Here is a 25333-nt window from a genome sequence, read left to right on the forward strand (position 1 = left end):
TTTCTTACCTTCGCTTTACCAAAATAAATATTTTTATGAAAAAAACCTTTAATTTCTGCTTACTAGCAGGACTTATTGCTGCATCTGCATTAACATCGTGCAGCGATGACAAAATGGAAGAAACCGTCCTACCGGAACAAACTTCAAGTGCAAAAATTGACCAGCCCGGTGATCTTGAAAAGATCTGTTATTATGTAGATAACTATTGGAGCTCAACTGCAGTACTGAAGACTTCACTCCAGAATTCTACCGACACCAACTTTATGAATGGTCAGATGACTAAAATTGCAAGCCTGTGGGGAAGAAGCAATCCCACACTCCGGTTTGTAGATGACCCCTCCAATTTCGGATCAACTTACAATGCTATTTCCTACTCTACCGGAAAAATTTATTATGGTTATGCGATCTATTACGATGCCAAATCAAAAGGCGGAGACATTGTCAACGCAATGATCCTTGCTCATGAATATGGGCATCAGTTACAATACATTTTCGGGCTTCCTTCTGTCAGCGAAAGTACAGCCAGACCCAACGAACTGGAGGCTGATGGTTTTGCAGGTTACTATTTAAGAAGACCTAACGGATACAACAAAACGAATTTCACCGAAATTGCAGCTGCGTATGAATTTGCTCAGAGCATAGGTGATTATCAGACAACAAGTCCGGGACATCATGGGACTCCTGCACAACGAAGATCTGCAGTACGTTTAGGGTTTCTTCTAGGACAATATGATCTTAGTGCTTCCAATTTCGATTATAATTTTTTCTATTACTACCAAGGGGTATTAAACGGCACTTACAAAATGGCTAAGAATAAAGTAAACCCGGAAATTGATGCATACATGAGCCAATATATTGATGAGCTGAGAAAAATTCAGACAGGAGAAATTTCTGCTGAAGAATTCAAGAATTTGAAATAAACATTCATTTAGCATATTTAAGAAAAGGGGGCAGACTATTAAGTCTTGCCTCTTTTTTATTGATTTGAAAAATAACAGAAGTTTTATTTACATTTGATCCATATCTTTAACAATGAACAGAGACCTTTATATTGATTTTGCCAAGGGACTGGCTACTCTCTCCATAATATTTATCCATACGGCTTTCTGGTCTGGCCAATTTTATATTCCGGCTGAAATCAGGGTCTTTTCTCTTGTCTTTGATGTTGCTGTTTTTTATGCTTTAAGTGGAATTACATCAGGATCCAATATTGAAAAAACTTTCTACAGACTGCTCAAGTTACAAATTACCTACATGATTTTTGTGACTTTGCTGTTTTTTCTGGATTACTTTTTTAAAGTTTTCGGTCTTACTTTTTTTTCTCTGGAATGGCTTCAAAACTTTTATTCAACATTTGGTTCAAAATACTCAACAACCGCAATTTCCACCACTCCTCAATGGCAAAACCTGGGTAACTGGTACCTCCATCAATACACCAATGCTGACACCTTTCCTGTTGTCATGGGAAGTTTCTGGTATTTGAAAGTTTACTTTATATTAACAGTCTTTGGCGTTTTGATTTTAAAGTTCTTTCCTAAGCATATTAATTGGTTTATAGGTATTTGTATTGCCTTAACTTTGCTTTTCAATCTTTTTCCAGAATATTATCCTACCGGACAGGTTGGCTATGTTGCTTTTTATCTGGCCATATTTCTAATTGGAAACAGAATACGGGGAAAAAAAATTCAGGGCAGATTCATTCCTGTTTTATACATCCTTGTTGCCGGAGCACTCTTATGGATGTTCTGGTTCTACGGTCCTGATATTTTCTATAAAATCAACAAGAATAAATTTCCTCCAAAAATCCCCTATATCATCTGGACTTTATTTTCTATTGTAACCCTGCTTGTTCTTTACAACAGGCTAAAGGTTAAAAAAGAAAATTTCATCACTTACATTGGTCAGAATGCCATATTCTTCTACTTCGCGCAGGGAATAAGTTCATCTTTGGTTTATTTTCTGGCAGTTCCGCTAAAGGAAAATATGCACTGGTGGATATTAATGATACTGATCTACTTTATCAACATCATTTTAGCGTTCATCATTTCTGCGGGATTAAAAAAAGCAGACAATACGGGATGGAAAATTTTGGAATTCCTAAGAAGAAAGACCGCGTCTTAACACATTAGCGGTGAAATTGAAAATAAAATAATCTTTCTTATCTCAATTTGTTTTAATTTTACAAAAATTTATAACATGTTTAAGTTGAAACTTCCTACCGACCCAAGGTGGGCAAATATTGCAGAAGGAAACATTGAAGAAATTTTAACGGATCATGCCTGGTGCGAGCAAAAAGCCGCTACCAATGCTATTACACTGATCACGATGCTTCCTGAATATCCTGAAATTGTTACAGAACTTCTTGCTATTGCGCAGGAAGAACTAGATCATTTCAACCAGGTTCATGAGATCATCAAGAAAAGAGGATACGCTTTTGGGAGAGCCAGAAAAGATGATTATGTAAATCAATTGGCTAAATTTATAGTTCAGGGAAGCAGAGAAGATCTTATTGTAGATAAAATGCTGTTTGCTGCCATGATTGAAGCCAGAAGCTGTGAGAGGTTCAAAGTCCTTACAGAAAACATTAAAGATGAAGAACTTAAAATCTTCTACAGAGAGCTGATGATATCTGAAGCCAACCATTATACCACGTTTATTGGATTTGCCAGACAGCTTGGAGATCCGGAAACAGTAAACAAACGCTGGGACGAGTGGCTTGAATATGAAGCAGAAATCATTAAATCTTATGGAAATAAAGAGACCATTCACGGTTAATATATAACAGCAAAAATATACAGTTGAAAAAACCAAGCTTTGAGAATATTGCCAATCTTTTCCTGAAAAACTTTTTTCAGGGGCTGGTTATCATTGGTCCTATCGGACTTACTATTTTCGTAATCTGGTACATTGTCAGTGCTATTGATAATCTTATTCCTTCATTAGCCAAACAGGTTCCGGGGCTTGTTTTCGTTTCAATAATATTATTTACTGCTATTTTAGGCTATTTAGGAAATAAATTTGTGGTAGGAAAATTTTTTTTCGATACCATGGACAGCCTTCTTGAGAAGACCCCTGGAGTAAAACATATTTATACTCCTACAAAAGATGTTATGTCATCATTCGTAGGAGACAAGAAAAAATTCAATGATCCTGTCTGGGTAAAAACCAATGAAAATCCTGAAATCTGGCGAATTGGTTTTTTAACCCAAAAAGAAATGTCGGATGTTGACAAACATAATTACGTTGCGGTATACCTTCCCCATTCCTATGCAATATCGGGCTGGGTAATTGTTACTGAAGAAAAAAACATCAAACCTGTAGTAGGAATGACTGCTGCTTCAGCCATGAAGTTTGCAGTTAGCGGCGGTGTAGCCGGATTCCATTCTGATGAAAATATATTTAAGGCTCCGGAGTAATCCGTTTCTACTCAAATATATATTGATGAATTTGAAATTATTTTCAAACAGATTTTCTTTACAAACAATCTAAAAACATACTTTAACACATGAATTTACCGTACGCGGAACCTTTCCGCATCAAAATGGTGGAAGAAATCCGCCAATCCACAAGAGAAGAGAGAGAACAATGGCTTAAAGAAGCAAATTATAATCTTTTTAATCTGAAATCATCTCAGGTTTTTATTGATCTTTTAACAGATTCCGGTACAGGAGCTATGTCCGACAGGCAATGGGGTGCTTTGATGACCGGAGATGAAAGTTATGCAGGATCCCGTTCTTTTGAACAATTACAGAATACCGTTGAAAAAATTACCGGTTTTAAGTATTTATTACCAACACACCAGGGAAGAGCAGCGGAGAATGTCCTTTTTTCTGTTTTAGTTAAAGAAGGTGATGTAATTCCCGGGAATTCTCATTTTGATACTACAAAAGGACACATTGAGTTCAGAAAGGCACACGCTGTAGACTGTACTATTGATGAAGCTTTTGATATTAATGACCTACACCCCTTTAAAGGAAATATCAATCTTGAAAAACTGGAAGAAATTTATAAAAGCCACCCTAAAGAAAACATCCCTTTCTGTCTGATTACCATCACCTGTAATTCTTCGGGAGGACAACCTGTTTCTCTGGAGAACATGAAGGCAGTAAAAGCCCTTTCTGATCAATATGGAATTCCGGTGTTTTTTGACTCTGCCAGATTTGCTGAGAATGCCTATTTTATCAAGAAAAGAGAGAAGGGTCAGGAAAACAGGAGCATTAAAGAAATCTGTAAAGAAATTTTCTCATACGGAGACGGTATGACAATGAGCTCTAAAAAAGATGGCCTGGTAAATATCGGGGGATTCATTGCTTTGAACAATGAGGATGTTTTCAGAAAAGCATCCAATTTTACCATTATTTATGAAGGGTTCATTACTTATGGAGGAATGGCAGGAAGAGATATGGCAGCACTGGCGGTGGGACTTGATGAAGCTACAGAGTTTGCTTATCTTGAAAGCAGAATCTCTCAGGTTGAATACCTTGGAAACAAATTAATAGAATATGGTATTCCGGTTCAGAAACCTATCGGAGGACATGCAGTATTCATTGATTCTTTAAATTTTTTACCTAATGTTTCCCGTGAGGAATATCCGGCACAGACGTTAGGACTTGAAATTTACAAAGAAGCAGGAATCCGAACCGTAGAGATCGGCACATTACTGGCTGACAGGGATCCTGAAACAAGGGAAAACCGTTATCCCAAGCTGGAACTTGTACGTTTAGCCATCCCAAGAAGGACCTACACCAACAATCATATGGACTATATTGCAGCAGCTGTCAGGAATGTATATGAGAGGCGCGGAGAAATTGCAAAAGGATATAAGATCACCTGGGAGCCAGAAATATTGAGACACTTTACAGTACATCTTGAAAAAGCATAAAAAAAGCCGGAAAAATTCCGGCTTTTTTGTTTTCCAACATCACCTCATAGCCATCTGGAAACATGATTGATTTATTATGTTTACTCTTTAAAATTTATAACTTTCAAAATCAATTAACTTATTTTTTTCAAATTATTATCGTAATTAATATACATTTGCATTTATCTAAAAAATAAATTACAAACAGTAATTAAACACCAACTGAAAAAAACTGTTATTCCGAAATGAAAAAAATTGCTGTCGTGGGTGCCGGTATCTCCGGCTTAAGCATGGCGAATTATTTAGAAAAGCACAATATTGATTACCATATTTACGAAAGAAGGAAAAAAGATGATTTAGCAGGACATGGCTTCCTAATCCCCCAGGAAGGGATTGAATACCTATCCCATATTATTGATTCCTCTCTTCTTTTTCAGCATGGAACCTTTTTAAAAAAGTACATACAATATTCCCATAAAGGAAAAATATTGGCTGAAAAGGAACTTAATAATGTTTTTGTCATTTCAAGACAGTCCCTGATCTATATACTGAGCCAAAACATTCTTCCAGAAAAAATAACATACGAAACAGCAGTATCACTTTCAGACAGCAAAAAGACATTGGTTTTTTCGGACGGAACTCCTCTTGAATCCGACATCGCTATTATTTCAGAAGGCTCCAAAAGCCGTATCAGAAAAGCTCTTTTTAAAGATGAAAGAATAAGAGCTGTAAGAGAATTTGAAGTCGTAAACATTATCCAAAGCAAAAAAATAGCAGCTTGTATTGAAAACAATTTCATGAAGTTTCATCATGAAGACGGAGGTCTTACTTTTGGAATATTAAAGCTTCCTGCCGATACAATCTTATGGTACTCTCAGTTTGACAGTGAAAAATATAAAATCGGGGATAAATGTTCTGTTGAGACCCTGAAAAAATATATGCAAGCTGTGTTCAAAGACTGGCATCCTCTGGTTGCTTCTATCATCAAAGAATCCTGTTACAGAAATGTCCATTTATGGCGTGTTTATGAATTGGAGGAGCTGAACCCTTTTTATGAAAATAATATTGTTTTTATCGGAGATGCAGCTCACCCACTGATCCCTTTTACCAGCCAGGGAGTCACCTCAGCTTTAAAAGACTCTTTTATCCTAACAAAATACCTTACTGAAGAAAGGAATATAACCGAAGCTTTAAAAAAATATGAAGCAGAAAGAAAACCGGAAATTGAATTCCATATCAACAACGGAAGAGCTTTACTGAACCAGTTTTTACTTCCACCTGATCAGCATTCCAAAAATATTTTACCAATTTCTTATAAATAAAATGTTCACTAATAACGATATCAATTTTGAAGCCCTGAAAAGAAAAGCATACAACGGGAGATGGGCTGCTCTCGAAGATGGAATTATTCCTTTAACCGCTGCTGACCCGGACTTCAGAACAGCTCCGGAAATTGAACAGGGAATTATTGAATATATTAAAGATGGCTACCTGAGTTATGGACCATTCTCAGGATTACCGGAGTTCAGAAGGAATGTAGCTGAACATTTCAATACTGAGAAGTACGGAAATTTTACCCCGGAAAATATATTGGCTGTTAACAGTGCTGCTCAGGGAATGTTTCTGATTGCATCATATGTCCTGAAACCTGGAGAAGAAGCAATTATTTTGGATCCTGTCGATTTTCTGTTTAAAAAATCAGTCGAAGCTGCCGGCGGTACAATCACATTATGTCCCGTTGATACTGAAACCGGAAATATTGATCTGGAGAAGCTGGTTTCACTGATCAGCTCCAATACAAAACTTATCAGTATATGCAATCCGCACAATCCGGTCGGGAAAGTTTATACTAAAGATATTTTGAAAAAAATTTCTGAAATTGCCGCGGCTCATGACCTTTGGGTGATGAGTGACGAAATCTGGAGCGACATAGTATATAACAATAAAGAGTTTTATACCTATTCATCTGTTTCTGAAGAAGCAAGAAAAAAAAGCTTTACGGTATATGGATTTTCAAAGTCTTTTGGAATTGCAGGGTTAAGAATAGGAGCTGTTTTGTGTAATGATCAGGAGATCTTTAATGATTTTATTGAAAAATCCAACTTTAATTCAACCATAGAGGGAGTTTCAACATTATCCCAGATCGCTGCGAGTGTCGCCCTGGAAAAAGCAAAACCGTGGTACAGAGAATTTTTGAGCCACTTACAGACCAACAGGGATCTTGCTTTCAACATTTTAGCCTATTCTGAAATATTACATCCAACCCTTCCTGAAGCTACGTTTGTTTTATTTCCTAAAATCAAAAATAATCTATCCAGTGAAGAATTTGCCAGACATGTTTTACAATATGGAAAGGTAGCCATTGTTCCAGGATCAGAAAGATGGTTTGGAAAAGGAGCGGAAGGACATGTCAGAATTTGTTTCTCGACTTCACAAGAAATTCTGGAAGAAGGATTAAACAGAATAATTAAAAGTTTTTAGATTAATATTTTAAACCACAATAGCTCAAAAGATTAATTTTTTTCAACAATTAACCAAAATACAACTAATTTAAAATTTTATTAATGAATTTATATTTTTAACATTGATTTAATCATAAAAATCAATAATTTTGAGATAACCACCAATCAAAATCTCAAAATATGAAAATAAAATACATTAGCGCTATGTTCCTTAGTGTATCTGCTCTATCGTACGCCCAGCAAATCAATGATACGATCACCAAAGAATCCAAAATAGAAGAGGTTGCCATAACAGGAAGCCGGAATAAAAAGAGAACAGTGATCAACACCGCTGTTCCGATAGATGTCATAGACATCAAACAGGTAAGCCAGTCTACAGGACAGGTAGAAGTCAATCAGTTACTTCAGTTTGCAGCCCCCTCTTTTAACTCCAATAAACAATCAGGATCAGACGGCGCAGATGCTGTAGATCCTGCCACACTCAGAGGCCTAGGCCCTGACCAGACTCTTCTTTTGCTAAACGGCAAGAGATACCATCAGTCATCACTGATTAACCTTTTCGGAACCAAAGGAAGGGGAAATACCGGATCCGACATGAATACCATTCCTATTGGCGCTATAAAGAGAGTGGAAGTCCTTCGTGACGGAGCTTCTGCCCAATATGGTTCAGATGCTATTGCCGGAGTTATTAATCTAATCCTGAATGACCGTAATAAAGGTTTTGAAGGCAATGCTTTTTATGGGATGAACTTATTTAAAAGTCCGGGAGATAAAGATATTGTATCTGACCATAAAATTGACGGGACAACTTTTGATTTCAGTGGAAACCTCGGAACCCAGATTGGCTCAAAAGGAGGCTTCGGGAACTTTACCGCAGAGTTTGTGAATAAAGATTATGCAATACGAAATGCAAACCCGGATAAATATACTGCTTCCCGTCAACGTTTCGGGGACGCTAAGGCTCAGAATGCTTACTTTTTCGGAAATGTTGAACTTCCATTATCTGACGGGTTAAAGTTTTATTCACGTCAGGGGTTTTCCCACAGGAACACCAAAGCTTACGCCTGGACAAGGACACCCGATGCTGATGGGAATATTCCTGAAGTGTATCCTAATGGCTTTGACCCGGTTGAAGATACCAGCATTACAGATTTCACCTTTGATAATGGCTTAAAATTCAAAATTGCCGAGTGGGAAGTTGATTTTTACAATGCTTTTGGAAGTAACAGATTTACCTATGATATTACCAATACGATCAACGCAACCCTGGGCGTGAAGTCTCCAACAAGTTTCGATGCGGGAGGCCATTCATTACTTCAGAATACAACAGGGTTTAATGCGGTAAAACAATTCAAAGTGCTGGAAGGTCTGAATATTGCTTTCGGGTCTGAATTCCGTTATGAAAAATTCAATATTATCAAAGGAGAAGAAGCTTCCTATGCCATGTATGATATCAATGGAAATATTGTTACCCGGGATACTCCCGAAAATCTATTGGTAACCAACCCTTTAAATGGAGCTGTAAGACCCGGGGGCTCGCAAGGCTTTCCCGGATATTCCTCTGATATTGGCAAAAGCAGAAATAATTTTGCTGCCTATATAGATACTGAGCTTGACATTACAAAAGACTGGATGATCAGTGTAGCCGGAAGATTTGAAAATTACAATGATTTTGGCAGTACTTTGAATGGTAAGTTTGCAACCCGATATGCCATTACTCCACAGTTTGCATTCAGGGGGTCTGTTTCCACCGGTTTCAGGGCTCCTTCTTTAGCTCAGAAATATTATAGCCAACAATTCACTAATTTTCAGGGAGGGCAGCTGATTGCAGTTCAGCTTGCGTCTAATGACAGTGACCTCGCCAGCAGAGTTGGAATCTCCCAGCTGAAACAGGAGACTTCACTCAACGGAAGTGCAGGATTTACATTTAATACAGGTAAGTTTACAGCAACAGTGGACGGTTACTATATTAAGGTAAAAGACAGAATTGTTCTGACAGGATATTTTTCCAGAGTGGACCTTCCCATTGATGTACAGGATGATCCTAATTACGAATATATTGATCAGGCCCAGTTTTTCGCTAATGCAATAGATACCAGGACAAAAGGTCTTGATATCATCCTGAGCTATACCGAAACTATTGGTTCAGGAAAGTTGACGGCTATGTTGGCCGGAAACTATAATGATATGGAAATTACCAAAGTAAATACTTCAGACCAATTGAAAGGCAAAGAAGACATTTATCTGAGCAAGAGGGAAAAAGGATTTATTCTTGCTTCTGCACCAAAGACTAAAATTAATCTGAACCTCAACTACAAAATCAGTAAATTCAATGCGAATTTACAGCTGGTAAGGTTTGACAAAACAACTTTAATAGGATATGATGATGCAGAGCAGGTCTATAATCCCAAAGTAACTACCGATATTTCATTTGGATATGAGTTTTCCAACAGCCTTAACCTGACATTGGGAAGCAAAAATATTTTCAACAGATATCCAACTTTACAGACGACTCAGGTTTCAGACGGAAATACAGAATCAGGAGGAATTGTGGATCCGGTACAAATGGGGTTCTCAGGACGGCAGGTTTTTGCACGGCTTAACTTTAAGTTTTAACATATCCCTGAAGATATTAAAAATCAACGCTGACTTATAAAAACAAAACTCCTGAATTGCCAGGAGTTTTGTTTATTTAGTTTATTTTTTTGAGATCTTATACAGCTTGCCACTATCCGTTACTCCATAAAGGTTACCATCCATTCCATCAAGAACATCCCTGAAACGTTCCTTCTGATCTGCAAGAAGGCGTTCTTCTCCTACTACTTTATTATCTTTCATCACAATCCTGTTAATATGTTCCCCACTCAGGCACCCGATAAACAGATTCCCTTTCCACTCATCAATAGTTCCGGTATAGAAAGTAACTCCACTCGGTGAGATTACAGGGTCCCAATAGTATACGGGCTGCTCAGTACCTTCTTTCTGTGTAATACCCTCACCTACTTTTTGGCCTGAATATTCAATCCCATATGTAACATCTCCCCATCCGTAATTTTTGCCCGGTTGTATAAGATTGATTTCATCTCCTCCCCGTGGTCCCATTTCAACATCCCATAAGGTTCCGTTAGGATCAATTGCCAATCCCTGCGGGTTTCTTACCCCGTATGCATAAATTTCGGGTTTATATCCCTGTTTTCCTATAAACGGATTACCTGGAGCTGGCTTTCCGTCTTTTGTGATTTTTAGTATCTTCCCTAAATAATTATCAGTTTTCTGCGCGTAAACCCTTGTCACTTTATCACTTCTCTCCCCGGTGCTTACAAATAAATTTTCATCTTTATCAAATACAAGTCTGCTTCCGTAATGCTTGTCACCATCATATGATGGCTCTGCACGGAAAATTACTTTAATATCGGATATATTTTTAAGATCAGATGACAACTTTCCTTTTGCAACGGAAGTAAGGTTACCTTTACCAAAAGGCTCTGAAAAACTGAAGTAAATGATATTATTTGCTTTAAAGTCCGGATCAAGAGCTACATCAAGCATTCCTCCCTGTCCTTTTGAGTCTACTTTTGGAAAGCCTTCTATTTTAGTTACCTGCTTTCCATCCGGTGAAACAACATTCATATACCCCCTTTTATCTGTTATAAGGAATTTACCGTCCGGCAGGTTAATGATTCCCCAAGGTTTTCCCAGGTCTTTATTCAAAATTTCAACATTATACGCAGTTGTTGTTTTGACTGCCTTAATTCTTGTTTGTCCCTTAAAGGCAGGTTTGTAGTCAGTATTGGGTTGTTCTGTTTCAACACTGCCATCATTACCGGCTTGCTGGGCATTAACATTATTTTTTTTACAGGAGGACAAAACAAAAAAAGCACTAAGTACAGGAATGTAAAATTGGTTGATTTTCATAATATTAGGATTTGGTATTATGAAAATGAATGGAAAAATAATGCCATAAAAATTTGGTAGATTAAAATTTTATTCTACATTTGTAGAACAAATTACAACATTGTAGAATGAAAGAAATAAAATTAACAGATTCGGAAAAAGCACTTATGGAAATTCTTTGGGAAAAGAAAAAAATTTTCATGAAGGAAATCCTGGATACCTATCCGGAGCCCAAACCTGCTGCAACAACAGTTGCTACATTACTCAAAAGAATGCAGAATAAGGACCTTATAGGCTATACACTGTATGGAAATTCCCGGGAGTATTATCCTAAAGTAGAAAAAGGAGAATATTTCAAAAAAGAAATGACTTCTATGATTGACCGTTTTTTCAATAGCTCTGTGACTCAGTTTGCGTCTTTTTTCACATCAAATACCAAACTAAGCCAGAAACAACTGAAAGAACTTCGTGACATAATAGATCAACAAATAAAAGAATAAAAGATGCTTACCATTATTCTAAAAATAATTATGTGCTCTTCCTTTTTCATTGCTGTTTACTATCTGTTCCTGGAAAGAGAGAAGATTTACACTTTCAATCGCTTTTTTTTATTAGCCTCCTTGATTTTGTCCTACGTAATTCCCTTTATTACGTTCACAATTCCTTCCAATGAAACAGCTCATGGTCCTCAATTGATCTTTGAAGAAACCACCCAGCAGATTGCCTCAATTGGTGCGAAACAGTCAGAATTCAACTGGATGAGCCTGTTTGGACTAATGTATGCCGATGTCAGTATTTACCTATTGATAAAAAGCATATCTGCCTTTCTTGCTATCAGGAGGATAAAGGGAAAAAAGATTGTTTATCAGAATCATCACATTATGCTTACAGAGGCAAATCTTCCCCCGTTTAGTTTTTGGAACACTATCTATATTGGGAAAAATTATGTGAAAAATAATATGATCGATCCAAGGATTTTTCTCCATGAGAAAACCCACATCATCCAGAAGCATAGTATTGATATTATACTGATTGATATTATCATGGTTCTTACCTGGATTAATCCGGTTTTATTCCTGTATAAAAAAACATTAATCACCAATCATGAATTTCTGGCAGATGAAGCAGTCCTGAACAATAAATTCAATATGAAAGAATATCAGAATTTAATTTTTGATGAAATTATAAGCAGACAAAACCTGCACCTGACCCATTCATTTAATTTTATAAACACCAAAAAAAGATTTATTATGATGAATAACCAAAAAACCAGATTCAGCTTGTTGCGGAAAACAGCAGGTATTACAGCGATCCTTGCTTCTGTAGCATTATTTTCCGAAAAAGCCTTTGCAAGTGAATCCAAGAACATGAAAAGTGAATTTTTAACCCAGCAGAAAAACCCAGTACCTTTAAAAATTCCGGATATACAAAAGGAAACATTATCAGAAAATCCCGAACACAACAAAATATTTATAAAAAATCCTACTGCAAGATTATCCGAAATAAAAGAAGAAAAACTAAAAACCATTCAAGATACAATCATTCCGAAAGCAAAAACAGACAGCAATGAAGGTAATAACACAAATTCCACAGCAGATCCGGTGGCCGGTCAAAACCGTACACTGCCGGAATATCCGGGCGGCTCAAAAACATTGAGAGAAAAAATTGGTAAAAATATGGATATTGCCAGCCTTACATCCCAAAAAGGAGTCATCAAATCAGCAGCATATATTCATATTGATGCAGCAGGAAATGCAACTGATATAAAAGTATCAGGAGATAATGATACTTTTAACAGGGAACTTCTTAAAACAGTTACTGCTATAAGCAACGAAACAACCTGGAAACCGGCAACAGAAAATGGTAAAGCTGTTGCTGCAGTATTAAAAATCCCTGTAACAATGTCTTTCGCCCAATAGGAAATGAAAAAGCGCTGAATCAGCGCTTTTTTTATTGCTGAATACTAAAACTTTCTTTGACTCTTCCATATAACAACAAAAAGGAATGCAATACTATAAACACAGTTAAAATTTTGTTATCAAAAGATTCAACTTCAAAACTTTATCAAGCCTAATAATATCTTTTGTATTTTTGTTGTATACATTCTTTTTCCTATGAATTTTAAGCTTCAATCAGAATATAAACCTACCGGTGATCAGCCGCAAGCCATCCAAAAACTTACCCATGGAATAGAGATCGGTGAAAAATACCAGACCCTTCTTGGGGTAACCGGCTCAGGTAAGACCTTTACTGTAGCCAATGTGGTGCAAAACGTGCAACGCCCTACTTTAGTACTGGCTCACAACAAGACTTTGGCCGCACAGCTTTTTATGGAATTCAAAGAATTCTTCCCTGAAAATGCTGTTGAGTACTTTGTAAGTTATTACGACTACTATCAGCCTGAAGCTTATATTGCCACAACAGGTACTTACATTGAAAAGGATCTGAGCATCAATGAAGAAGTGGAAAAACTCAGACTTTCAGCTACAGCCAGTCTTCTTTCCGGACGAAGAGACGTTTTAATTGTCGCTTCAGTTTCATGTATTTATGGTATCGGAAATCCGACAGAATTCCATAAATCACTGATTTCCATAGCAATTGGCGAAAAAGTAACCCGAACCGCTCTTCTCCACTCACTGGTAAATGCTTTATATGCCAGAACATTAAATGAATTTCAAAGAGGAACATTTCGTGTAAAAGGAGATGTAATAGACGTGTTTCCTGCCTATGCTGATAATGCCATCAGAATACAGTTTTTTGGAGATGAGATTGAAAAAATTCAAAGTTTTGATCCTGTAACAGGAAATGTAGATTCTAATTTTGATCAGATTCAGATCTATCCGGCTAACCTTTTTGTTACTTCGAAAGAGACTTTAAATGGTGCCATCCGGGAAATTCAGGATGATATGGTAAAGCAGGTTGATTTCTTTAATTCCATTGAAAAACCTCTCGAAGCCAAAAGACTTCAGGAAAGAACAGAACTGGATCTGGAAATGATAAAAGAACTAGGCTACTGCTCAGGAATTGAAAATTATTCAAGATATCTGGATGGCAGGCTTCCGGGAACCCGCCCGTTCTGTCTGATAGATTATTTCCCAAAAGACTTTTTAATGGTGATTGATGAAAGCCACGTAACGGTTCCTCAGGTTCATGCCATGTACGGAGGAGACCGGAGCAGAAAGGAAGCATTGGTAGAATATGGATTCAGGCTACCGGCAGCGATGGACAACAGGCCCCTAAAGTTTGAAGAATTTGAAAGTATGCAGAACCAGGTTATTTATGTTTCTGCAACTCCGGCAGACTACGAGCTGGAAAAAACAGGAGGAGCCTATATTGAGCAGATCATCCGCCCTACAGGTCTCCTTGATCCTGTTATTGAAGTAAGACCTACCCTGAACCAGATTGATGACCTGATGGAAGAAATACAGAAAAGAGCAGATGTAGATGAAAGGGTTTTGGTCACTACTTTAACTAAAAAGATGGCTGAAGAGCTAACTAAATATTTCACAAAATTCGGAATCAGAACGAGGTACATTCATTCTGATGTGGAAACCCTGGAGCGTATTCAGATTATGCAGGATCTGCGTTTGGGGCTTTTTGACGTATTGATTGGAGTGAATTTATTAAGAGAGGGGCTGGACTTACCCGAGGTTTCACTGGTAGCTATTCTGGATGCTGATAAAGAAGGCATGCTGAGGAGCCGGAGATCGATGATTCAAACCGTAGGACGTGCCGCAAGAAATGTAAATGGAAAAGCGATCATGTATGCGGATAAAATCACTAAATCAATGCAGGCTACCCTGGATGAAACGGAATACCGGCGAGCCAAACAAATGCAGTACAATGAGGAGCACGGTCTTAAACCACAAGCGCTGAATAAAAAGATTTCAGAAAGCCTGGTCGGAAGAAGTAAAGACTTCCCTGATGAAAAATATACGCAGAAAGAAATCCTTCAAAAAGTAGCAGAGGCAAAAGCCAGCTATGCGGGTGAAGATATTGAAAAAATGATTGAACAAAAACAGAAAGAAATGGAAGCTGCAGCCAAGAATCTTGATTTTATTAAAGCTGCAAAACTAAGAGATGAAATTGCCGCTTTGAAAAGCTGATATAATTTCGGGGGCATCAAATGAAGCCCCCGAAATTTTTAATTCATTGCAATACATACATTATTTCCCATTTTTAACAGAAGCCCTGATAGGTATCAGAAGCTCTGTCAGCCCATTCAGTTTTATTTCGTAAACTGTTGACAGCTGCATCCCCAGCTTTCCTTTAGGCATTCCGGTGCGGTTAAACCATTCCAGATAACTTATCGGAAGGTCCGCAAGTATCATTCCTTCATATTTCCCGAACGGCATTTTAGCCACACAGATTTCCCTTAATATTTCTGAGTTTATTCCTTCCAATTTAATTAAATTATTTTTTCTTCAGTAATTCCCTGGTTGGGCAGCTCCAGATCCGGAGGTGCATTTTCGTCTGAAAATTCATTTCTGTATACCTGGATCAAAAGGAGAGTAAGCGATATGAGGATCGGTCCAAAAATAAGTCCCATAAAACCAAATAAATTCATACCCATAATAATTCCGAATACGGTGTTTAAAGGATGAATATTTTCTAATTTTTTCAAAAGCGTAAAACGCAGCAGATTATCAGTAAGTCCCACCACAATTAAACAGTATGCAGCTAAACCAAGTCCCTGTGCCGTATTACCTTCCGCAATCATAAAGATACATACCGGAACATAAATAATAGCAGTTCCTACCACAGGAATCACCGAAGCCGCAGCAGTAAGGGCAAAAAGTAACACCGGTCCGGGAGCTCCAAATATAAGATATCCTATTAATGCGACAATCCCCTGTCCTATTGCTACAACCGGAATCCCAATAGCATTGGCCATAATAAGCTTTCTCATTTTATCGCCTATTAATGATATATTGGCTCTCTTTAGCGGTGCCGATGAAGTAAGTATCTTTTCGAACAGCCTGGGTTTTTCCAGCATAAAATAGAGAATAAAATACATAGAAATTACCACCGTGAGGGTATTGAATGTACCGCTAAGCGCAGATGTCGATATTTTCCCTACAGAGTTTTTCAGTTTGCTCATATTTTCCGGGCTGAGAATATCAAAATTAACTTTGGAATAGATGTAATCGTGAATCTTATCTAAAAATATGTTGAATTTCTCCATATAAGCCTGAGCATTTCCCAATTTATCAATAATCAGGTCTGCAATAAAATAAATAGGCAAAATAAGGACAATCAGGCTGGCAAACATCAGGGCAAAAGCCGCAAGAGAAGGTTTCCATTTTTTTTCCTCCTGAAGGTAAAAGTTATATTTACGACAAACAACATAAATCGTAATCGCTCCTAACACTGAAGGAACAAATAACCCAAGGTTGAAACAGATCAACCCTGCCAGTATTAAAATAATTGCCAATAAAAACACCTGCTTTATGGCAACACTGCTTATCTGTTTGTCTTTATCCATCATTTGTTTATTATCCTTTTATTGTTTATACATGATTTGTCTTGGCTTTCCAAGAAAAGCACAATAAGTAGAATACATTACGACCATCATAAATGGAGCCGTTAAAATAATTCCGATTCCGCAAAGAATAATTCCCGCTACAGATATAATCCCTCCCAAAAGTGTAGTCAGAAGGAAAATACCATAATTTTCTTTTGCAATATTAAAGGATTTTCCCAGGGCTTCTGTTGCCGAAGCATTTTCAAACAACAAAATCGGATATCCGATTAAAAGAAAAGGATATACAAAAAGAAACGGAAAAAAGCACAATGCAGCAGCGATAGAGGAAATAATCCCCGAAAGAATACTATAAATCAATATATTAACAAAGTTCTGACGATATCCTATAAACAAATCTGAAAACTCAATCTGGTTTTTAGTATTAAATTTATTTACAATATAAATCAACCCCACATACAGTGGTGCCAATAAAATTCCAAAAAGACCGGAAAATGTCATATACATTGAGAATCCGGGAGCACTCCAGTAATTAAAATCACCTCCGGAACTTCTCATTTCATCCATTATAGCCGCAGAATTAAACCCGGTAACAGTTTGAATGATAAGACCTCCGACAAGATATATGATCATGGCAACAATTCCATAACCAAAAACACCTTTATACATTTCAAAAGCATGCGAGATAATTGATCCGGTTTCTCTGGCAGGAACAGAACCTTGTTGATCAAATTCGTTAAATTCAGACATAGTTTAATATTTTAATGGTTTTCCCAAATTTAACTTTTTTTGCCAACAAAACATATTAAACCTCAGTAAAAATTAACTTTTCTCTGAAAAAGCTGTTTTATAAAGTGAATAGATGACAGCATTCCAGAAAGGAAAAGTAAATAAACCACCTACAATAAAAAGGCTGAATCCCAGATATTTGAATAAAACAGCTACAATGATACAAACCATAATCTCCACAAAATATATTTTAAGAGCTTTAAAACTCAGGGAAATTGCTTCAAAGATCCTTTTATTCGTAAAAAACATAAGTGGAGCCACAAAGATCGTTACAGCAACCCAGATGACAGCCAGCAGTACAGTTGGTATGGTAAATCTGTAAATAAAGAACCAGAAAAGAAAATATCCTACATATTTAAAGAAATTGAGCCCATTATATCCTGCAAATAAATCTCCTATTCCTATTTTTTCTCTGAGGTCAAGTTTCCGGAAGATCTGGAACATTCCAAGATTCAATGGATACAGAAAAGCGGTAGTTCCCCAGATTGCCAATGTAAACATCTGATAATTTTCAGTGGCCGTAATTTCCTCCACTTTTTTAAGATACACCTTTGTCCCCTCCAGAAAAGCTTCTTCCAATTCTTTATTGTAAGAGAAAATATCATATCTTCCACCAAAAAGCATAACAGCGGTAAGCAGTATTCCAAAAAAAATGATTGAAAACATCAACTGAAAAACCAGTGTTTTATTCCAATAAAAAAAAGCCTGCTTCAATATAAAATCTATTCCCGGTTTTTGTGGATATTTGTTCTGCATCATAAAAATTTTATGCAAAAGTAAACATCAATAATTATTTTTGCGGAATGTTTTCAGTGAATCATCAAAAATTTATGGAAATGGATGAACTTTCTCTTCAGAAGGTTCCCTATTTTTTTGTCATCGACTTTCTCTCGGAGAAGGTAGAAATATATCAGGAAAATGAAGTTGAAAAAGAAGGCTTACTCATTGATTTTCAAAATTTTTCCAGCAAGAAAGACACACACACATTAGATAAAATTATAGAATGGAAATCTTTTCCGGAAACACTTGAGAGCTTCAGATCCGGCTTTGAAAAAGTTCAGAAAAATATCCGTTTGGGAAATTCTTATCTTGTTAATTATACCCGGAAAACTAAAATTGAGACCAATTTAACACTGGAAGAGATTTTTTATCATTCAAATGCGAAATATAAAGTTTTTTATAAAGATTTTTTCGTATTTTTTTCTCCGGAAACTTTTGTAAAAATCATTGACGGTAAAATTTTCACCTATCCCATGAAAGGGACTATTGATGCTTCTGTGGAAAATGCAGCGGAAATATTGAAAAATGATAAAAAAGAAAAAGCAGAACATTATACCGTTGTTGACCTTCTCCGGAATGACCTGAGTATGGTAGCTGACGAGGTAAAGGTTGATCAGTTTCAGCATATTGATTTTATCAAAACCCAGCAAAAGGACCTGTTTGCAATGAGTTCTGAAATTTCCGGTATACTGAAACCGGAATTTGATGGTAAAATAGGAAGCATAATGGAAAAACTACTTCCTGCAGGTTCCATATTGGGAGCCCCTAAGCCTAAGACACTGGAGATTATTCTGGATGCAGAAGGTTATAACAGAGGATATTATACAGGAGTATGTGGTTGGTTTGATGGCAAAAACGTTGACAGTTGTGTCATGATACGTTTTATTGAAAAAGAAGGAGACTCTCTTTACTTTAAAAGCGGTGGCGGTATCACCCACCTGAGTAAATTAGAAGACGAATATCAGGAAATGAAAAATAAAATTTATGTCCCAATTCATTGAAAGCATTAAAGTAGAAGACCAGGAAATATTTCTTCTGGATCTACACCAAAAACGTGTAAATCAAACTTTTACCCATTTCGGAAAAGAAGAATCCATCGATCTGGGCAAAATATTCAATAGCCTGCAGCATGATGAGGACGGCCTTTTCAAACTGAGAATATCCTATGATCTGGATAAAAGAGTCCGGACACAGATGATTCCTTATGCCATTCCTGAAATACAGAATTTCCAACTGGTGGAAAACAACAGTTTCGACTACTCCTTCAAGTTTGAAGACAGAAAAGAACTGGATAAGATGAAAATGAAATCCAAAGCTGAAGAAATCATTATCGTTAAGAATAACCACATCACCGACACTTCTTTTTCCAACCTTTTGTTTTTAAAAGGTAAAGAATGGTTTACCCCTAATACCTGCCTTTTAAATGGAGTACAAAGACAATATCTTTTAAAGCAAAAAAAGATCAGAGAAACAGAGATCACCTTACAAAATATAAAGCAATTCACACACTTCCAGATCATTAATGCTCTGAATGATTTCGATGATATGTTTATTTATCCGATTGACAGGATCATTAATCTGCCTGGCAATGAAGAATATCTGGACCTTTAATTTTCTTTCAGAAAGTTGAAATAGTCTTTCAGGACATCAGCACTGTTATTGCCATAAGTATTTACTTCCAGAATCTTTGGCTGCGCATCAGGCTTAAAGAAGTTTTCCAAAACCCTGTCCAGAGTCAGCTCATCTTCAACCCTGATATAGGAGAATCCAAAGTGTTTGGCTAAATACTCTGCATTTTTACGGTGCTTTGTTGCAATAAATTCGTCCAGTGTATTTGGATTGGCATTACGCGGTCCCGGAATAATTTTAAAGATATTTCCTTCACCGTTATTGAAAATCATAATTCTCACAAACGGAGGTATATACTGATTCCAGAGGCCGTTAATATCATAGAAGAAACTTAAATCACCGGTAATCAACAAAGTCGGGTTCTCATTCTTAATGGCAAATCCCATTGCTGTAGATGTAGAGCCGTCTATTCCACTGGTTCCTCTGTTACAGTACATTTTTCTCTTCCCAAAGTCAAACAGCTGTGCATATCTGATTCCTGAAGAATTACTGAAATGGATATTATAGTTTTCGGGGATAGCCTGTGAAGCTTTATTGAAAAAATAGAAATCAGAAAATTCAACAGTATTCAAAAACTGCTGGTGTTTTGCATCTTTTTTATCTCTCAAGACATCCCACAGATTAAAATAAGGTCTTGGCTCAAGATTAATGAACTTTAATAGTTTGGAGAAGAAAACTTCCGGTTTAACTTCAATTTTCTCTGTCAGAGAGAAATAAGTGTCCGGCTGCCAGATTTCATCCAGATGCCAGTGTTGTTTAGGACGGGCGCTTCTAAGGAATTGTTTTACTTTTTTAGATACTACATTTTGCCCTACTGTTATCAGCAAATCCGGCGCATAAGTTTTATAATCCTCCTCAGTAAAATTAAAGATCAAACGATCAATATGCCTGAAGAATTTTTCATGATGCAGATTTGAGTTTGCCTCACTCAGGACCACTACAGAATGGTTTTTCACCAATTGTGTCAATTGATTTTCCAGTTCAGGACTGTAGTCCCTGGTTCCTACCAATAACATAATCCTTTGGGAGGTATGCCATTCTGCAATCAGATTTGAAGGGACTTCATATTCTTTTTGTCTGATTGTTTTCTCAACAGTCGGAAAGGCAGGAAGTTCCGAAACAAGTTCATACAGGGGCTCCTCCAGGGGAATATTAATATGTACAGGCCCTTGTTTTTCAAAACAAAGTTCAATAGCCTTTTTAATTGTATCAAAGTTAATATCTTCTGCATTTTCCTTACTGTCTTCCAAAAGCTGGAAGTCCCCGTAGGAATGCTGATGAAAAACATCCTTCTGCCTGATTGTCTGCCCGTCAAATATATCAACATAATCTGTTGGCCGGTCAGCAGTCAGTACCAAAAGTGGAACATTCTGATAAAATGCTTCTGTAATTGCAGGATAATAGTTGACCACGGCAGAGCCACTGGTACAGGTAATTGCTACCGGTTTTTTTTCACTTTTAGCCATTCCCATTGCTACAAAAGCTGCACTTCTTTCATCTACAATACTGAAACAGTTGAAGCTATCCACTTCCGAAAAGTGAATCGCTAAAGGAGCATTTCTTGATCCCGGTGAAATTACAATATCTGCAATTCCGTACTGTTGCAGAAGATGCGCAAGTATCTGAATACTTCTCTTAGAAGAATATTTTTTCATACAGCAAATTTAACTGATAAATAATGATTTTAAAATTATTTAATTTAAAAAAATGTAATTTTGCTATTCGTAAATTTCTAAAAATGGATAAAATACCTAGTGTAGACCTGCGTGATTTCCTTTCGGACAACCCGGAACGCAAACAGAAATTTGTAAATGAAATCGGAAAAGCTTATGAAGAAATTGGTTTTGTTGCTTTAAAAGGCCATTTTCTTGATGACAATCTAGTAGATGAATTGTATGGTGAGGTAAAAAACTTTTTTGACCTGCCCGTGGAAACTAAACAAAAATACGAAATCCCGGGAATTGGCGGCCAGAGAGGTTATGTAGGCTTTGGTAAAGAAACCGCAAAAGGTTTTAAAAAAGGGGATTTAAAAGAATTCTGGCACTTTGGACAATATTTGTCTGATGATTCAAAATACAAGTCAGAATATCCGGACAATGTAATCGTTGATGAACTTCCAAAATTCAATGAAGTAGGTAAAGAGGCATTCCAGATGCTTGAAAAAACAGGACAGTATGTGTTAAGAGCATTAGCTATTCACCTTGGACTGGATGAGTTTTACTTTGATGATAAAATCGCAGAAGGAAATTCTATTCTAAGACCTATTCACTATCCTCCAATTACCGAAGAACCGGATGATGCTGTAAGAGCAGCTGCTCACGGAGATATTAACCTTATCACCCTTTTGATGGGCGCCCAGGGTAAAGGGCTTCAGGTTCAGAACCATAACGGCGAATGGATTGATGCGATTGCTGAGCCGGACGAACTGATGATCAATGTTGGAGATATGCTTTCAAGACATACCAATAACAAATTAAAATCTACCATCCACCGGGTAGTAAATCCACCAAGAGAACTGTGGGGTACTTCAAGATATTCCATTCCTTTCTTTATGCATCCGGTAAGTGCCATGTCACTCAATGCACTTGAAAACTGTGTAGATGAAAGCAATCCTAAATTGTATGAAGATACAACAGCCGGAGAATTTTTACACGAAAGATTAATTGAGCTTGGCTTAATTAAAAAATAACATATACCAACAGTCAATTATCGATTTACGTATCAATAATTGGCTGTTTTTCAATACCCTACCCCAAAGAGAGATCTTTTCATTTTTTATTCATCCATTCTGAAGTCAGCATTTTTACCCATAATCAGGGCAAAGGACACGCTGGCTAATTTTTAACAGTCTCATATTTCTTTTTTTACATACCATATCAAACTTAATTAAAAATATTTTGTATAAATTTACATTAATATCAAATTTTTAATTAAAACAATATGAAAAAATTAAAAAAACTAAGAAAAGACCAGTTGAAAAGTATTTCAGGAGCCGGAATTATTCTTCCGGAGCCGGACTTTTGTATGTACTCTTGTAACGGAACTATTATCTGTGCAAGCTGTACTGAGGATTTCAAATGCCCGGACACAGCTAATGATATGTAATATTGAAATCAAAATGTAGTCATGCCGTTTCTCTGAAACGGCTTTTTATTTACAGTTACAATTGTTAAAAACTGAAAATCAAATAATTTTATACACCATCTTTTTTAATTAAATCCAAATTGGACAATATGAAAAATCTGAAAAAATTAAGCAAAAGCAAGTTAAAAGTAATTTCAGGGGGAATCAGTTATCCTTTTCCCGGTGATTGCTTTTATGTGTGCAGTGACGGAATACAGTATAAAGAATTATGCCGTGTTGAATTCATTTGCCCTGACGGGGAACAACCTGTCATTTATTAAACTGACCTCAAACAGTTAACAAGAGATCCGTTTCATGTGACCGGAAACGGGTTTCTTATTTCCCTGAATCTTTTTATTAATCAAATAGCCTCAATTGCTGGTCGCGGCTTCCTGTAAAATTAGAGGTGGACAATTTTGGAAACTCCTTTCCTTCAAAAAATTTTTTCCGTCCAACTTTAAATGTGGTATGAATCATTTCTGCGATATTTCCCTCTCCTCTTTGTCTTTCAAAATATCTTTTATCCCCAAGCTTCCCTCCCCGCATAGAACGTATCAGGTTCAGTACCTTTTGGGCCCTGTCCGGGAAATGAGCTTCAATCCAGTTGACAAAGACAGGCTCTACAGTATCATTCAATCTTACCAAAGTATATCCAAATCCCCTAGCACCTGCATCAGAAATAGCTTTCAATATAGATAAGGGCTCATCACTGTTCAGCCCCGGGATGATGGGAGCCACCATTATGTGTACAGGAATATTATTTTCTGACAGAACTTCTATTGCTTTTAATTTATTCTTTGCAGAACTTGTTCTTGGTTCCATCTTTCTTCTCAATTCCTCATTAATTGTCGGAATACTTAGCGAAACTGAGATAAGATTCTGTTCTGCCATAGGTTTTAAAATATCAAGATCCCTCAATACCAGGGCATTTTTGGTCAGAATATTGACAGGATGTCTGTAATCAAGACAAACCTGCAGCAGTTTTCTGGTAATTTCAAACTGCCTTTCAGCGGGCTGATAACAGTCTGTATTTCCTGATAACAAAATCGGAGCAGCCTTATAACCTCTTTTTTGAAAAAATTTTTCCAACAGTTCCGGAGCATTCTTTTTCACCATAATTTTCCGTTCAAAATCAATCCCGGCACTATAGCCCCAATATTCATGTGTAGGTCGTGCAAAACAATATGAACAGCCATGCTCACATCCCTGGTAAGGGTTCATGGAATATTCCATAGAAAGATCCTCGCTTTTTACCTGATTCACAATCGTTTTAGGGAAAACTTCCGTAAATGATGTCTTTACTGTTTCTAGATCTTCATCATCAGGTTCATAGGTATACCTGTCGAAACGGTTGATAACATTTCGCTGAGCTCCCTGACCTTTTTTTAAATTCTCGTTTTGCATTCCGATGTAAAATTAGAATGGATTTTTTATAAAATAATGAGTTTTAACACTAAAGTTTTCCACAAAAAAAAACCAACACTTCAAAGTGTTGGTTTTTAAACATAATTAAAATATATTTTTTTACTACTTCACTGCATATAGTTCTACTCCATGATATTCATCATCATGGTTTTTTTCATCAAAGTGTCTGTGATAATCCGAATAGGTATCACTGTATTTTTTATCTTTTTTAGTCAATATTTTTTTTATGCTGATTAAACTTAATACTGCCAAAAGACCAACTCCCCCTGCCAGTAATACTCCAACTTCTTTTTTCATATTTCTTTGATTTATTACTGGTAATATTGCAAAAAGTATACCTATCTGTTTTTTTTAAATTATAAATTTTGTTAACATTAAACTTTATTTTTAAGGAAATTACAATTCGTTAATTTTCTTACATTTATAATTATAATATGGTTTAATTATTGTACTAAATCAGTAAAAATATTATTATGGAAAATCCAGAAAACATTGACAGAATGACCACCTTAAGCCAGGTTATGAAAACACTTTCGGAAAGAGGGATACATAGGGAGTTCAGAATGAATGAAAAATGTGAAATGAAGTTTGAAAATTCTGAAAAAGTTTACCAGCCTTCTGAATTGACAATCTTAAAAACATACCGTTTTGAAGGAGACAGCAACCCGGATGATAATGCCGTCCTGTATGTGGTTAAAGACAACAGTGGTAACCGTGGAATGATCATTGATTCTTACGGGGCAGACAGCAATTATCCCGGAGAAGAATTTGACAAGTTTTTAAGAGAAATCCCAATTCTGGAAAGTGATGAATTCAATTTTTAACTGATCTATTATATATTAATTCTTAAACCATTGAGGTTGTTATCAACCGATGTTATTCATCCTT

General features: G+C 36.6%; 25 protein-coding genes. 17 read left to right on the forward strand and 8 right to left on the reverse strand.

Annotation, left to right across the window (positions count from 1 at the left end; translation table 11 throughout):
- The first annotated feature begins 35 nt into the window (after positions 1 to 35).
- From DRF59_RS04920 to DRF59_RS04955, 8 genes are all read left to right on the forward strand, one after another.
- Positions 36 to 920 carry a neutral zinc metallopeptidase gene (locus DRF59_RS04920; RefSeq protein ID WP_115957369.1) on the forward strand — a complete coding sequence of 295 codons (885 nt, stop codon included), beginning with the start codon at positions 36 to 38 and terminating at the stop codon, positions 918 to 920.
- A 112-nt stretch (positions 921 to 1032) separates the two neighbouring features.
- The gene (locus tag DRF59_RS04925; protein ID WP_115957371.1) at positions 1033 to 2121 is read left to right on the forward strand and encodes an acyltransferase family protein; all 1089 of its coding nucleotides are present in this window, start codon (positions 1033 to 1035) and stop codon (positions 2119 to 2121) included.
- A gap of 75 nt (positions 2122 to 2196) precedes the next feature.
- Positions 2197 to 2775: a tRNA-(ms[2]io[6]A)-hydroxylase gene (gene miaE, locus DRF59_RS04930; protein ID WP_115957373.1), complete on the forward strand. Its 579-nt coding sequence runs from the start codon at positions 2197 to 2199 to the stop codon at positions 2773 to 2775.
- Between the two features lie 23 nt (positions 2776 to 2798).
- A complete protein-coding gene (locus tag DRF59_RS04935; RefSeq protein WP_115957375.1) occupies positions 2799 to 3416 on the forward strand; it encodes a DUF502 domain-containing protein in 618 nt (205 codons plus the stop codon).
- 89 nt (positions 3417 to 3505) lie between these two features.
- Entirely contained in the window at positions 3506 to 4882 is a 1377-nt protein-coding gene (locus tag DRF59_RS04940) for a tryptophanase (RefSeq protein WP_115957377.1), read from the forward strand.
- Between the two features lie 224 nt (positions 4883 to 5106).
- A complete protein-coding gene (locus DRF59_RS04945; RefSeq protein ID WP_115957379.1) occupies positions 5107 to 6183 on the forward strand; it encodes an FAD-dependent monooxygenase in 1077 nt (358 codons plus the stop codon).
- A gap of 1 nt (position 6184) precedes the next feature.
- The gene (locus DRF59_RS04950; RefSeq protein ID WP_115957381.1) at positions 6185 to 7342 is read left to right on the forward strand and encodes a pyridoxal phosphate-dependent aminotransferase; all 1158 of its coding nucleotides are present in this window, start codon (positions 6185 to 6187) and stop codon (positions 7340 to 7342) included.
- Positions 7343 to 7503: 161 nt separating this feature from the next.
- Positions 7504 to 9939, forward strand: a complete 2436-nt coding sequence (locus tag DRF59_RS04955) for a TonB-dependent receptor plug domain-containing protein (RefSeq protein WP_115957383.1) — start codon at positions 7504 to 7506, stop codon at positions 9937 to 9939.
- Between the two features lie 81 nt (positions 9940 to 10020).
- On the opposite strand, the gene DRF59_RS04960 is transcribed toward DRF59_RS04955, so the two are convergent.
- Positions 10021 to 11238 carry a PQQ-dependent sugar dehydrogenase gene (locus tag DRF59_RS04960; protein ID WP_115957385.1) on the reverse strand — a complete coding sequence of 406 codons (1218 nt, stop codon included), beginning with the start codon at positions 11236 to 11238 and terminating at the stop codon, positions 10021 to 10023.
- Positions 11239 to 11345: 107 nt separating this feature from the next.
- On the opposite strand from DRF59_RS04960, the gene DRF59_RS04965 reads away from it, so the two are divergent.
- The 3 genes from DRF59_RS04965 to uvrB all read left to right on the forward strand — a co-directional run bounded on the left by DRF59_RS04965 (position 11346) and on the right by uvrB (position 15323).
- Positions 11346 to 11717, forward strand: coding sequence for a BlaI/MecI/CopY family transcriptional regulator (locus DRF59_RS04965; RefSeq protein ID WP_115957387.1), 372 nt, complete (start codon positions 11346 to 11348; stop codon positions 11715 to 11717).
- 3 nt (positions 11718 to 11720) lie between these two features.
- Complete coding sequence (locus DRF59_RS04970; RefSeq protein ID WP_115957389.1) at positions 11721 to 13136, forward strand: M56 family metallopeptidase; 1416 nt, start codon at positions 11721 to 11723, stop codon at positions 13134 to 13136.
- Positions 13137 to 13331: 195 nt separating this feature from the next.
- Positions 13332 to 15323: an excinuclease ABC subunit UvrB gene (gene uvrB / locus DRF59_RS04975; protein ID WP_115957391.1), complete on the forward strand. Its 1992-nt coding sequence runs from the start codon at positions 13332 to 13334 to the stop codon at positions 15321 to 15323.
- 60 nt (positions 15324 to 15383) lie between these two features.
- On the opposite strand, the gene DRF59_RS04980 is transcribed toward uvrB, so the two are convergent.
- From DRF59_RS04980 to DRF59_RS04995, 4 genes are all read right to left on the reverse strand, one after another.
- Positions 15384 to 15611, reverse strand: coding sequence for a DUF3820 family protein (locus DRF59_RS04980; RefSeq protein ID WP_115957653.1), 228 nt, complete (start codon positions 15609 to 15611; stop codon positions 15384 to 15386).
- A gap of 14 nt (positions 15612 to 15625) precedes the next feature.
- Positions 15626 to 16705, reverse strand: a complete 1080-nt coding sequence (locus tag DRF59_RS04985) for an AI-2E family transporter (RefSeq protein WP_115957393.1) — start codon at positions 16703 to 16705, stop codon at positions 15626 to 15628.
- A gap of 15 nt (positions 16706 to 16720) precedes the next feature.
- On the reverse strand, positions 16721 to 17449 hold the full coding sequence (locus tag DRF59_RS04990) for a beta-carotene 15,15'-monooxygenase (RefSeq protein WP_115957395.1): 729 nt from the start codon (positions 17447 to 17449) through the stop codon (positions 16721 to 16723).
- Between the two features lie 72 nt (positions 17450 to 17521).
- Positions 17522 to 18247 carry a hypothetical protein gene (locus DRF59_RS04995; RefSeq protein WP_115957397.1) on the reverse strand — a complete coding sequence of 242 codons (726 nt, stop codon included), beginning with the start codon at positions 18245 to 18247 and terminating at the stop codon, positions 17522 to 17524.
- Positions 18248 to 18291: 44 nt separating this feature from the next.
- On the opposite strand from DRF59_RS04995, the gene DRF59_RS05000 reads away from it, so the two are divergent.
- Positions 18292 to 19269 (forward strand): aminodeoxychorismate synthase component I, encoded by a 978-nt coding sequence (locus tag DRF59_RS05000; RefSeq protein WP_115957398.1) that lies wholly within the window; start codon positions 18292 to 18294, stop codon positions 19267 to 19269.
- A complete protein-coding gene (locus DRF59_RS05005) occupies positions 19253 to 19879 on the forward strand; it encodes an aminotransferase class IV (protein WP_115957400.1) in 627 nt (208 codons plus the stop codon). Before DRF59_RS05000 ends, DRF59_RS05005 begins: the two co-directional genes overlap by 17 nt.
- On the opposite strand, the gene menD is transcribed toward DRF59_RS05005, so the two are convergent.
- Complete coding sequence (menD, locus tag DRF59_RS05010) at positions 19876 to 21552, reverse strand: 2-succinyl-5-enolpyruvyl-6-hydroxy-3-cyclohexene-1-carboxylic-acid synthase (protein ID WP_115957402.1); 1677 nt, start codon at positions 21550 to 21552, stop codon at positions 19876 to 19878. The two genes, DRF59_RS05005 and menD, sit on opposite strands and share 4 nt — an antisense overlap.
- 83 nt (positions 21553 to 21635) lie before the next feature.
- Here menD and DRF59_RS05015 point away from each other — a divergent pair, with 83 nt between their 5' ends.
- The 3 genes from DRF59_RS05015 to DRF59_RS20705 all read left to right on the forward strand — a co-directional run bounded on the left by DRF59_RS05015 (position 21636) and on the right by DRF59_RS20705 (position 23301).
- Positions 21636 to 22586 carry an isopenicillin N synthase family dioxygenase gene (locus DRF59_RS05015; RefSeq protein WP_115957655.1) on the forward strand — a complete coding sequence of 317 codons (951 nt, stop codon included), beginning with the start codon at positions 21636 to 21638 and terminating at the stop codon, positions 22584 to 22586.
- A 251-nt stretch (positions 22587 to 22837) separates the two neighbouring features.
- Positions 22838 to 23002, forward strand: a complete 165-nt coding sequence (locus DRF59_RS20895; RefSeq protein WP_167456646.1) for a bacteriocin-like protein — start codon at positions 22838 to 22840, stop codon at positions 23000 to 23002.
- A 128-nt stretch (positions 23003 to 23130) separates the two neighbouring features.
- Positions 23131 to 23301, forward strand: a complete 171-nt coding sequence (locus DRF59_RS20705) for a bacteriocin-like protein (RefSeq protein WP_157967432.1) — start codon at positions 23131 to 23133, stop codon at positions 23299 to 23301.
- Positions 23302 to 23377: 76 nt separating this feature from the next.
- Here the strand turns inward: DRF59_RS20705 and DRF59_RS05020 are convergent, their stop codons facing one another.
- Both DRF59_RS05020 and DRF59_RS05025 read right to left on the reverse strand, forming a co-directional pair.
- Positions 23378 to 24424, reverse strand: a complete 1047-nt coding sequence (locus tag DRF59_RS05020; protein ID WP_115957403.1) for a PA0069 family radical SAM protein — start codon at positions 24422 to 24424, stop codon at positions 23378 to 23380.
- Between the two features lie 123 nt (positions 24425 to 24547).
- Positions 24548 to 24742, reverse strand: coding sequence for a hypothetical protein (locus DRF59_RS05025; protein WP_115957405.1), 195 nt, complete (start codon positions 24740 to 24742; stop codon positions 24548 to 24550).
- A 176-nt stretch (positions 24743 to 24918) separates the two neighbouring features.
- On the opposite strand from DRF59_RS05025, the gene DRF59_RS05030 reads away from it, so the two are divergent.
- Positions 24919 to 25269 (forward strand): hypothetical protein, encoded by a 351-nt coding sequence (locus tag DRF59_RS05030; RefSeq protein WP_115957407.1) that lies wholly within the window; start codon positions 24919 to 24921, stop codon positions 25267 to 25269.
- Positions 25270 to 25333: the final 64 nt, after the last annotated feature.

The organism is Chryseobacterium flavum, assembly GCF_003385595.1.
GTDB classification, from domain to species: domain Bacteria; phylum Bacteroidota; class Bacteroidia; order Flavobacteriales; family Weeksellaceae; genus Chryseobacterium; species Chryseobacterium flavum.